An 11,666-nucleotide genomic window follows, 5' to 3' on the forward strand; every position below is an offset into this window, starting at 1 on the left:
TAACAGTACCGCTGGGTCGTAGGCTGATCGGCCGCCTTTATCGTTTTTATATTTGTCGTTGAAGGCAGATAAATCAAGGCGGTTGCTGATGAGATGATGAAGTGTATATTCGAAGGTATTGGGCTGAAGCTGCTCTTCGAAGTTAATAACAACCATGGCTGTTTGGTTGTAATCGTAGGATTTGAAATTTGGCATGTAGACTCTCCGTGTAGATGCCGTATTTTATCAAAAAACACCGAGAATATTAAGTTTTTCTACAGCCTCAACGCCGCCAACACGGGCGGCAAAGCGCAGCTTTGACGTCCAGCCGCGCAGCGGCGTGCGTGCTTGGCCTTGTTATGCGAACCTTAAAATACATATAGCTAAAACTCGCGATTAATTATTTTAGAACCACCTTAATGTGGCACTTACCTTTACGCCGCCTCAGCGGCCAAACTGCCCTATGAGTTAGCAGTGACATTGCTTGGCACGATAACGTCGAGCCACCCTAATGCGATATTGCTACTAATTATTCGATAATTGTAGTGATATTTCTCTTCTGCCGGTACTACTTATTTTGGTAATAATACACAGCTGACAATGCTTCAAAAGTAAACTGACCTATGCAAGGGTGGCGTGCAAGCACCAAAGTTTTTTGAGCGCATAACAGTTTATTCTTGGGAACAGTTCTTATATGTCCCTTCTTATATTGCTAGGCATTCTACGACACTTTTACCGCTTTTAAACCTTCTAATTCAACGACTTATTTACATTTTTCTCATATTCCATCCAACAAATATAAGAACTATTCCTATATTTGTTGGGCTGGGCTTTAAATAAATCATTTCAATTATCCTGCAAAATCAAGCAGTTATAATCCTATCTGTGATGGCAATGGTTAATGTGCTGCTGATCTTACCGGTTGACGCTAGAGGTAATTTAAATATACTGTTCAAAAATACAGCAAAAGGAGAGTTGCTATGGATGATATACGCCCCGCTATTAACGCTAAAGCCCCTAAGTTTCTTGACCTGCTGCGCATACACATACGTACGCAAGGTTTGTCTTTTTCTACTGAGAAAACTTACATCACTTGGGTTAAGCGTTTTATTAATTTTCACGACAAGCAGCATCCTAGCAAGCTTGGTGCCTCAGAAATTGAAGCGTTTCTAAACTACCTGTCGGTATATAAATTTTGTTCCGTAAATACCCAAAAGGTAGCATTGAATGCCCTAGTGTATTGTTACAAGCGATTTATGGGTATAGCTATGGATGACTTGTGTTTTAAGCCCGCTCGCACGCCCAGACGTTTGCCTGTGGTATATAGTCGGAGTGAGTTAGAGTTAATTTTTACGTCTTTGAAGGGCGTAGCTAGGTTACAGTCAGAGTTGATGTATGGTTCGGGTATACGCTTAGCTGAATGTTTGTCGTTGCGGGTTAAGGATATAGATTTTTCTAGTGGCAATGTTTTTGTTCGCGGAGGCAAAGGTAATAAAGATCGTACCACCATGTTGCCTGATTTTTTAAAAGCGGAGCTGCAACGGCAAATTGAACGGGTGAAAATATTACATGCACAAGATCTGCGCGATGGTTATGGCCGGGTTTATATGCCCGATGCTTTAGATCGTAAATATCCTAGGGCTGCGGCACAAACGGCGTGGCAATACGTATTCCCTTCTATCACGATTGGCCGCGACCCACGCAGTGGAGAGCTAAGGCGTCATCATGCTCATTCCAGCGGTTTATCTAAAAAATTACGGCGAGTTTTTTTAGAGAAAGGAATTCACAAGCCCGCTAAAACCCATAGCTTTAGGCACAGTTTTGCCACGCACTTGCTAGAAGACGGTTATGACATTCGGACTATTCAGGAGTTGTTGGGGCATTCCAATATTGAGACTACGCAAATCTATACACATGTGGTTAATCGGGGTGACAAAGGCGTATTAAGCCCTCTAGATAAAATAAAACGGCAATAGCTTTCACAACTATTGCCGTTTATTGTTTTACAGGCTTGGTTTTGCAGGTTTGGTTTTTGTAGGTTTATGTTACTGCAAGTTAGATTGCTGCTGCAGGTTTATTGATTTAAACGATTAGCCATTAACTCATCTACCACCGCTGGGTCTGCCAAGGTGGAGGTGTCCCCTAGTGTATCAATTTCGTTGGCGGCTAGTTTGCGTAAAATTCTGCGCATAATTTTGCCGCTGCGGGTTTTGGGTAAGCCGGGTGCCCACTGTATTAAGTCGGGCTTGGCGATGGGGCCTATTTCTTGGGTGCACATGGCGATGAGTTCGGCCTTGAGCGCGTCGCTGGGTTGTTGCCCGTTCATTAATGTTACGTAGGCGTAAATACCTTGGCCTTTAATGTCGTGGGGGTAGCCAACGACGGCAGCTTCAGCGACGGCGTCGTGTAGTACTAGTGCGCTTTCAATCTCGGCAGTGCCTAGGCGGTGGCCGGATACGTTAAGCACGTCGTCGACGCGGCCGGTAATCCAGTAGTAACCATCGTCGTCGCGGCGGGCGCCGTCACCGGTAAAATAGTAGCCTTTATAGGTGCTGAAGTAGGTGTCTATCATGCGTTGGTGGTCGCCATACACGCTGCGTATTTGGCTGGGCCACGAGTGTTTAATGGCAAGGTTGCCGGAGCCTGCGCCTTCAATTTCTTTGCCTTCGTTATCCAGCAATACCGGTTGCACGCCAAAGAAGGGGCGGGTGGCCGAACCGGGTTTTAAAGCGGTGGCGCCGGGTAGTGGAGTGAGCATATGAGCGCCGGTCTCGGTTTGCCACCACGTATCAACAATGGGGCAACGGCCTTCGCCGACGATGTTGTAATACCACTCCCACGCTTCGGGGTTGATGGGTTCGCCCACGGTGCCCAGCAATTTGAGGGATTGGCGTGAGCTGCTGGTAACAAAGCTATCGCCGGCACCCATTAATGCACGCAGGGCAGTGGGGGCGGTGTAAAAGATATTCACTTGGTGCTTGTCGCACACCTGCCAAAAACGCGAGGCATCGGGGTAGTTGGGCACGCCTTCAAACATTAAGGTAATACCGCCATTGGCCAGCGGGCCGTATAAGGTGTAACTGTGGCCGGTTACCCAGCCCACATCGGCGGTGCACCAAAACACATCGCCGTCGTGGTAATCGAAGACGTATTTGTGGGTCATGGCTGCCATTAGCAAATAACCGCCGGTGCTGTGTAATACGCCTTTGGGGCTGCCGGTGGAGCCGGAGGTGTAGAGTATAAAGAGCGGGTCTTCGCTATCCATCCACTCGGGTTCGCATTCACTGGCGGCGTCTTCTATCGCCTCGTGGTACCAAATGTCGCGGCCTGCCTGCCAAGGTATGTCAGCACCCGTGCGTTTCACCACAATGCTGCTGCGCACGTTGGGGCAGTTGGCTAGGGCTTGGTCGACGTTCTTTTTTAAGGGGATGGCTTTGCCGCCGCGCACGCCTTCATCGGCGGTAATCACGACTTGGCAATCGGAATCTAAGATGCGGTCTTTTAAGGCTTCGGGAGAAAATCCACCAAATATAACTGAGTGCACAGCACCTATGCGGGTACAGGCCAGCATGGCGTAAGCGGCTTCTACGATCATGGGCATGTAGATGCACACGCGGTCTCCTTTTTTAACGCCTTGTTGTCGTAAGACGTTAGCCAGTTTACACACTTGCTCGTGCAGCTCGTTGTAGTTAATGCTGATGTCGTCGTCCGGGTCGTCACCTTCCCAGATGATAGCGGTTTGTTCGCCACGTTTTTCCAAGTGGCGGTCTATGCAGTTAACGCTCACGTTGAGTTTGCCGCCAGTAAACCAGCTGGCTTCGCCTTTAGTAAAGTCGAATTCGCAAACTGACTGCCAAGGTTGCTGCCAGCTTAAAAACTTCTCGGCTTGTTCAGCCCAGAATATATCGGGCGTATCTACCGAGGCTTGGTACATAGCGAGGTATTGTTCGTTGTTGATATGCGCATTAGCGGCAAATTCGGCGGGCACGGGATGGGTTTTGGCTGTAAACATGGCAATCTCTTATTACTGTTATGGGGGCTCTTATGAGTGTTTTATAGGACTCTGCATAGCAAACATCATAGCGCGAGATGGCGGCGATGTCATACCGGCTCGGGGGTAACTTAAAAAGCTTTTGTTGTGCGGGTGGGTTAAATCTTATCTGAGTCATACCGGGCACCGAGCCGGTAACTAACGTTGGTGAATGCCTCGCCGCCGCTGAGTAAGCACGGTTAATGCAATAGAGGTGGTGTGTTCTGGCGGTATGTGCATGTCCTCTTTCACTGGGTACCGGCTCAAGGCCGGTAGAACCTGCCCCATGAGCAAGGAGAGTGCTCAGCGTGGCCCACGCAGTACTTTGGCCATTGGCTGCGACGGGGTATTTGATTTTTGTAGTTATGCTTTATCTAGGTACTTAGCATCTAAGGATTGTTTTTATTGAGTGAGTTGTTGGGGCACACAAGCCAAACCCCAACAGAGTCATACCGGCCTCGAGCCGGTATCCACACACCACGCGCAATAAAATACATAAAAGAAAGGGAATAAACGTCTATAGGGCTTGCCACTAAGCCAGCCCACGGCACAAGCTTTCTTACCTCTTACCTCTTACCTCTTACCTCTTACCTCTTACCTCTTAGGGCGCAGCCCTAATCAGTTAGTCGCCAACATACCCCAGTCTTGGTTGGGGTTGAGGTTGAGAGTGACGTTGTCGATAAGGCGCGGTGTGCCCAGTTGGGCGGCGGCGGCTATAACGATAAGCTCGGTGTCGTCAGTGACGTCTTTTAAGGTGTAGGCATCGCGTATGGAGAAGTAGTCGGGCTGAAAGCCGGCTGCTTTTAATGTTTCCAGCGCGTGTTGCTCTAATTCTATGTAGCTGTCGTAGCCGCAGGCTATGGCTTCACGGCAGGATTGCAGGGTTTGATGCAGTATAGGGGCGGTGTTGCGCTCTTCAGGTTTGAGGTGGCCGTTACGTGAGCTTAGCGCCAGGCCGTCTTCGGCGCGGGCGGTTTCTATACCTATGATCTCTATAGGCATGCACAGGTCTTGCACCATTTTTTTGATGATGGAGAGCTGTTGGTAATCTTTTTTACCGAAGATGGCCACGTCGGGCAAGACGATGTTAAACAGTTTCGAAACCACCGTGGCTACGCCAGTAAAATGGCCGGGGCGGTTGGCGCCGCACAGGGTTTCTGAGAGTTCGGGCACTGACACTTTGGTCTGTTGCGCCATGCCTTCGGGGTACACTTCGTCAACGCTGGGGAAAAACAGGTATTGCGCGCCTTCGGCAAAGAGTTTTTCTTTGTCGGCGACTAGGGTGCGAGGGTATTTGTTGAGGTCGTCCTGCGCATTGAACTGCAGCGGATTAACAAAAATGCTAACCACCACGACATCGGCGACCTGTTTGGCCTTGCGTACTAATTGCAAGTGGCCTTCGTGCAGGTTGCCCATGGTGGGAACAAACGCAATGCGCTTGCCGGCCAATTTCTCGCGGCTAAGCAGGTTGCGTAATTGTTTAGTAGTGGTGCATGTTTTCATACAGTTTTGTTCTACTGTGGCGTGGGCCTGGCCATAAAAATGCTAAGGCTACGTGTTTGGCTGTACGCTGTTTTCTAGAGTCCGTAGTCGCCACTGGCTGCTTGTTTACTGATCAGAAAGTGGTTAGGCGGGCAAGTATGCCCTAATCAACAGGGGGGTTCAATCCTGTAAAGTGTAAAAAATAGGGCTGTTGTTACGAAAAATTACAGTGATTTGTTACTGAAAAACTCAAAAGTGAGTTGTTAGTGTGATTATTGGGGGCTGCCAGGGTAGTTAGCCCGGTTTGTCGCCGGGCGGCTTAACGATAGCTGGATAACGGCTTTAGCCGGCAAAGGTGTGCTCTGCGCTGGGGAACTCACCGCTTTTTACCGCGTCACGGTAGCTGCTGAGGGCCTGCTGGATGCTGTCACTGCCGTTCATAAAGTTGCGTACAAATTTAGGTGTATGGCTGGAGAGGCCTAATAGGTCGTGTAGTACCAGTACCTGTGCATCGGTGTCAGCACCTGCACCTATGCCGATCACCGGTATGCTCAGGGCCTGGCTGATTTTTTTGGCGAGGTCGGCGGGTACGCACTCTAGCACCAGCAAGCTGGCGCCGGCCTGTTCCAGTTGCTTAGCGTCATCAATAATAGCCTGCGCTTGTTTGGGCTCGCGGCCTTGCACTTTATAGCCGCCCAAGCTGTTAACCGATTGCGGGGTTAGTCCCAGGTGGCCACATACCGGAATGCTGCGTTCAGTAAGGGCTAGGATGGTATCTAGCAGCCAGGCGCCGCCTTCCACTTTGATCATCTGGGCGCCGGCTTGCATTAGTGTTACTGCATTGGCTATGGCCACGTCGGTGCTGCTGTAGCTGCCAAAAGGCATATCGGTGACGACTAGGGGCTTGCTACAACCGCGGCGTACGCAGGCGGTGTGATAGGCCATATCGCTGACACTCACGGGCAGGGTGCTATCGTGGCCTTGTAATACCATGCCTAAAGAGTCACCCACTAGAATGACTTCTATACCCGCTTCTTCTACCACGTTGGCAAAGCAGGCATCGTAGCTGGTGATTACGGCAAATTTGTCACCAGCGGCTTTATGGGCTTGCAGGGTGTTAATAGTAACGGCTCTCATAATAGGCTGGCGCTCTTAAAAGATGGTTGGATTGTAGTAGTGGCGACCGTTGCGTATGTTGAGCAGGTAGTCAACAAAGTGGGCGTAGTCGCTGGGCCGGTTAATGAGGTCTATTTCTTCGGCGTTAATGATCAGCAGTGGGGCATCATCGTAGTAGAGGAAGAACTCGGTATAGGCTGCGTTAATGGCAGTTAAATACTCGCTGGAAATATTTTGCTCAAAGGTGATGCCTCGGCTTTGTATACGCGAGGTTAGTACGTCTACCGGCGCTTGTAAATAGATCACCAAATCGGGCTTGGGGGCTTCTATGGTGAGCTGTTGGTAGACTTTTTGGTATAGCTGAAATTCGTTGTGGTCCAGGGTGAGCTGGGCAAACAGGCGGTCTTTTTCGATTAAAAAGTCAGACACTTGCACAGGCTCAAAGATGTCGGCTTGGCGTTGGTCTTGAATTTGTTGCGCGCGCTGAAACAAAAAGAACAGCTGGGTGGCCAGAGCGGCATTTTTTTGGTTTTGGTAAAAACCTTCTAAAAAGGGATTGTCGCCTATATTTTCTAAGAGTGCCTGGTGGTTAAAGGTTTCTGCTAGGCGTTTGGCTAGGGTGGTTTTGCCCACGCCTATGGGGCCTTCCACGGCGATATACGCTGGCGGTTGGCGGTTTTTGAAATCGATGATGGACGCTTCATCGTTTAAGGTCACAGCAATACTCCCGTATTATTTTTTGTTTGCTATTCGCTAAGTTGGTGTAGGCCTACACTGCCGCACTGCTGCCGCAGGGTTTTTAGGCACAGCCCGTTGGCCAGCTTAAGGTCAGGGGCTAAGTCGTACAAGGGGTAGATCACAAAGTTTCGCTCGGCTATACGCGGGTGTGGCACGCTAAGCCTAGGGTGATCTATCAGCGCATCGCCGTAGGCTAGTAAGTCTAAATCCAAGGTGCGCGGCCCCCAGTGTTCTATGCGTACGCGCTGGTGTTGTTGCTCTATAGCTTGCAGCTGGTCCAGCAGGTCCAAGGCGCTGAGTGCGGTATTAAGCATCACTGCGCCATTGATGTAATCGTTTTGTTGGCNGGGGCCTATGGCGGTGCTGCCATACCAGGGCGAGCAGGCTAGCAACTCGCTATCGGCCAGTTGCGACAGGGCTTTAACCGCGTCGGTGACCTGCTGCTGGGGGTTCTCTAAGTTGCTGCCCAGCCCTATAAAACACAGCGTCATCTATAGCTACTCGTTATTGGGCTGGGGCTTGCGGGGGCGGCGGCGCTTGTTGGCAGGCGGCCGTAGTGATTTAGCCATTTGGTCGCGCTGGTTTTCGGGCTGATTTTGATAGTCCGTCCACCATTGGCCTAGGTTGCCGGTTTCTTCTCCGGCCTGTTCGCGCAGCAGTAAAAAGTCATAGGCGGCTCTAAAGCGACGATTTTCAAATAGGGTTTGGGCGCGTTTGCCACTGCGGCGAGGCAGGCGCAATTGTAAGTCCCATATTTCACGCATGGGTATGCCAAAACGCTTGGGTACGGCTGTGTGCTGTTGTTGGCGGCTGGCGACTTCTTGGCTGGCCTGATGCAGGGCGGGCACTTCGGGTATGCGTTCGGCCATCAGCTCTAGATGGCGGCGGTGTACCGCTGGCCACAGTAGGGCAGCAAAGATAAAGGCGGGGGTAACGGGTTTGCCTTGGTTAATACGCTTGTCGGTATTGCTTAAGGCGTGTTCTATCAGTGGCTCGGCCATGGGGGCGTTGCTCGCTAACACTTCTCCGGTTTCCGGAAATAAATGGGCAAATAAACCATAGTGTTTGAGCTGCTTATAGGTGTCTAGGCCTTGGCCGGACATAAATAGCTTGAGAACCTCGTCAAATAGCCGGGCTGCGGGTATATCTCTGAGGCAGCTGGCCAGTTCGGGCATGGCGGCGGCGGTGTGCTCTTCTATGTCAAAGCCCAGCTTGGCGGCAAAGCGGGCGGCACGTAACATGCGCACAGGGTCTTCGCGGTAGCGGGTTGCGGGGTCGCCGATAATACGGATGATTTTGTGTTCTAGGTCGTATAGGCCGCCGGTGTAGTCGTAGATGGCAAAGTCGGCGGTGGTGTAATAGAGGGCGTTAATGGTGAAGTCGCGGCGTATGGCGTCGTCTTCTACCGTGCCAAAGACATTGTCGCGCAATAACATGCCGCTTTCGCTTTGTACCGATTTTTTGTTGCCGGGGCGACCCTGCTCTTGTACCGGTTTGGGGCTGTGGTTACTGCGGAAGGTGGTAACTTCTATCACTTCGCGGCCAAAGCGCACATGCACTATTTTAAAGCGCCGGCCTATGATACGGGCGCCGCGAAACAGTTGCACGATTTGCTCGGGGGTGGCATCGGTGGCGACATCAAAGTCTTTGGGGTGGCCGCCTAGTAGCAAGTCGCGAACACCGCCGCCTACTAAAAAGCCCTGGTGCCCTCCCTTGCGCAAGCCGGCAATCACATTGAGCGCTGCCCGGCTAATATCTTTGCGCGAGATATTGTGTTGATCTCTGGGGATGATGTGGGGTGACCCAGGGTGGGCGTCGTCGTTATTGTTGAGCCAGCTATTAAATTTGTTGCCAGCGCCAGAAAGCCATTTCAGCATAAGTGAGTGATCTATTACTAATAAAGGTTGTGCGAACCCTAAACCTAGCCGAGTTGCTGCTGGATTATGGTGAGCGCGTTAATGGTGGGCGATATTATCACAAATGTTATCTAAGCGTTCAGCTGGGCTGTGGTTGTGGTTGTGGTTGTGGTTGTGGTTAGGATTATGGCTAGAGCTTGGACTATAGTTTTGCGGGTTTGTAGGAGGTGTAATTGTTCGGAATGATGGAGGGAAAACACTGTTTTCCCTCATCCAGGTCTCAATTGTTATTTTTATTATGGAAGACATTATTATTATTTGCGAAAAGGGAGTGCAGCTATCATGCCAAAAAATAATTTATAACTAAATCAAAGTGTTAGGGTTTGGGCTTGAGAGTATAGGGGAGGGGGCATATGGCTGTTGTTACTATTACTTACCAATGGTGTTACAACGCTACGCACTGGGTAACAGTAGGGCGGTGGCGCTTAGGATAAATACAGAGCTGAGATAATGCAGGGTAGTGGTATGGAATAAGTAGATAAAGGCTTGGGGAGAGCGATGACGGGGAAGATTTCTCTTCCCCATCCAGGTCTCATGTTTTTATTATTATTTTATAAAATATTATTATTATTTATTATTGTTATTATGGCTAGGGTAATGCACTAGCTGTGCCAACTTTTAAATATCTTTATAATCAATGAGTTAGATAATTCTTTGACGTAGAGTAGCGAAGGGGTAGAGGGCTTTGTTACCGAATGTTTCGCCGACTGTTACATTTATAGGGTTGGGGTAACATAAACATTTGGCTTTGCAGCGTGTTTATAGCTATGAGGAATACAAAAAAAATTTTATAGGAGGAAATAGTTGTGAAACGGCTAGGCAAGCCTTTTTTTCGGTATTATTTCACAAAAATAATAGCCTTAGGCCTGCTTATTGGTTTTTTTCCTGGGGATTCCTAGGCGCTGACGACGTTCCCATAAGCATTTACGGCTCACGCCTAGCTTTTTAGCGAGTTCGGTTTCGTTCATGCTGTCTTGGTGTTCCAGTACGAAATGCTGGAAGTAGTCATCTAGCGATAGGCTGTCTTTAGTGGGCGCAGGTACGTTGGCGCCGTTGTTGGGGAATGCCGTGTTGGCGAAGGGGTTGTTGGCAAAGGGGCTGGTTTGTGGCGCCGCCTCAAAATGTAGTAGGTCGTCTTTGTTTAAGGGTTTGCGTAATTGGTTTACATGCACCAGCTGGAGGTCGATATTGAGCAGATCGTCACTAATCTCATCACCTTCGGCCAAAATCACCGCGCGGGAAATGACGTTTTCTAATTCTCTGACATTGCCTGGCCAGTGGTAGGTGGTAATCGCTTGCACCGCCTTGGGAGATAGGTGCATGGGGCCTTTGTGGTGCTCTTCGCTGCAACGGCCCAATAGCGTTTCGGCAATTTCTAGTATGTCTTTGCCGCGGTTGCGCAGTGGCGGTAACACTAGCTGCATCACGTTGATGCGGTAGTAGAGGTCGGGGCGAAAGAGGTTTTGCTCGGATAGGTGTTTGAGGTCTCTGTGGGTGGCGCAAATAAGACGCACATCCACTTTCATGGTTTGAGTAGCGCCTATGCGGCGGACTTCATCTTCTTGTATAAAGCGCAGCAGTCGCGCCTGTGCTTCTAGTGGCAGTTCGCCGATCTCATCTAGGAATAAGGTGCCGCCATCGGCCGCTTCTATCAGCCCCATGCGATTAGTGTGGGCGCCGGTAAAAGCCCCTTTTTCGTAGCCGAATAGCTCGGACTCTATGAGGGTTTCGGGTATGGCTGCGCAATTGACGCAGATGATAGGTTTGTTGGCGCGGCTGCTGAGTTTGTGTATGGAGGTGGCTACCAGCTCTTTACCGGTGCCGGTTTCGCCATGTACGAGTACGGTGGTGTCAGTGGGGGCCACCTTTTTAATATGTTCGTATAGCTCTAGCATGGGTTTGCAGCTACCCAGCATATTACCTAGCTGGGGCTGGCCACGGTGTTGGGTGGCGGTGGTGTTTTTAGGGTGTTTGTTGGGGCTGTGCTGGCTGATGATATTGGCTACGGATTGCAGCAGATTGTCGTGGTCAAAAGGCTTGGCGATGTAATCGACGGCGCCGGATTTCATGCTGTCTACCGCCGACTTCATACTGGCGTAGCTGGTCATAATCAGTACTGGGGTGTTGTCTACCTGTTTAATCAGGTCGGTGCCGGGCGCGCCTGGCAGGCGCAGGTCGCTGATAATCAAATCAAAGCTGTGTTTGTTGATGTTTTGTAAGGCTTCGCTAACCGAGCCCGCTTCGCTCACTTGGTAATTGTTGCGCTCTAATAGACGGCGTAGAGCTGTGCGTATAACCGCTTCATCTTCAACAATTAAAATGTGCTCCATGTGTGGCTCTCAATCTATGTTGTGGCTGGAAGTGTTACCAAGGGGAACAACATACTCTTTCTTTTGGCTTTTTTA

General features: G+C 50.0%; 9 protein-coding genes. 1 reads left to right on the forward strand and 8 read right to left on the reverse strand.

Annotated features, from left to right (window positions below; translation table 11 throughout):
* Positions 1–195: transposase (locus B067_RS20015; protein WP_420806529.1), on the reverse strand; the 195-nt coding region annotated here is incomplete at its 3' end.
* 764 nt (positions 196–959) lie between these two features.
* Between B067_RS20015 and B067_RS0109165 the strand changes: the two genes are divergently transcribed.
* Entirely contained in the window at positions 960–1,955 is a 996-nt protein-coding gene (locus B067_RS0109165; RefSeq protein ID WP_019529784.1) for an integron integrase, read from the forward strand.
* Positions 1,956–2,053: 98 nt separating this feature from the next.
* Here B067_RS0109165 and acs read toward each other — a convergent pair whose 3' ends face one another.
* The 7 genes from acs to B067_RS0109200 all read right to left on the reverse strand — a co-directional run bounded on the left by acs (position 2,054) and on the right by B067_RS0109200 (position 11,591).
* Positions 2,054–3,991, reverse strand: coding sequence for an acetate--CoA ligase (acs, locus tag B067_RS0109170; protein WP_019529785.1), 1,938 nt, complete (start codon positions 3,989–3,991; stop codon positions 2,054–2,056).
* A gap of 636 nt (positions 3,992–4,627) precedes the next feature.
* The gene (gene panC / locus B067_RS0109175) at positions 4,628–5,512 is read right to left on the reverse strand and encodes a pantoate--beta-alanine ligase (RefSeq protein WP_019529786.1); all 885 of its coding nucleotides are present in this window, start codon (positions 5,510–5,512) and stop codon (positions 4,628–4,630) included.
* 321 nt (positions 5,513–5,833) lie between these two features.
* Positions 5,834–6,628, reverse strand: a complete 795-nt coding sequence (gene panB, locus B067_RS0109180; RefSeq protein WP_019529787.1) for a 3-methyl-2-oxobutanoate hydroxymethyltransferase — start codon at positions 6,626–6,628, stop codon at positions 5,834–5,836.
* Positions 6,629–6,643: 15 nt separating this feature from the next.
* Entirely contained in the window at positions 6,644–7,324 is a 681-nt protein-coding gene (locus tag B067_RS0109185) for a deoxynucleoside kinase (RefSeq protein WP_019529788.1), read from the reverse strand.
* A gap of 29 nt (positions 7,325–7,353) precedes the next feature.
* Positions 7,354–7,836: a 2-amino-4-hydroxy-6-hydroxymethyldihydropteridine diphosphokinase gene (gene folK, locus B067_RS0109190; protein WP_019529789.1), complete on the reverse strand. Its 483-nt coding sequence runs from the start codon at positions 7,834–7,836 to the stop codon at positions 7,354–7,356.
* A 6-nt stretch (positions 7,837–7,842) separates the two neighbouring features.
* Positions 7,843–9,222, reverse strand: a complete 1,380-nt coding sequence (pcnB, locus tag B067_RS0109195) for a polynucleotide adenylyltransferase PcnB (protein ID WP_019529790.1) — start codon at positions 9,220–9,222, stop codon at positions 7,843–7,845.
* An 899-nt stretch (positions 9,223–10,121) separates the two neighbouring features.
* Positions 10,122–11,591 carry a sigma-54-dependent transcriptional regulator gene (locus B067_RS0109200; RefSeq protein WP_019529791.1) on the reverse strand — a complete coding sequence of 490 codons (1,470 nt, stop codon included), beginning with the start codon at positions 11,589–11,591 and terminating at the stop codon, positions 10,122–10,124.
* Between the last annotated feature and the right edge of the window lie 75 nt (positions 11,592–11,666).

The organism is Dasania marina DSM 21967 (genome assembly GCF_000373485.1).
GTDB lineage: Bacteria > Pseudomonadota > Gammaproteobacteria > Pseudomonadales > Dasaniaceae > Dasania > Dasania marina.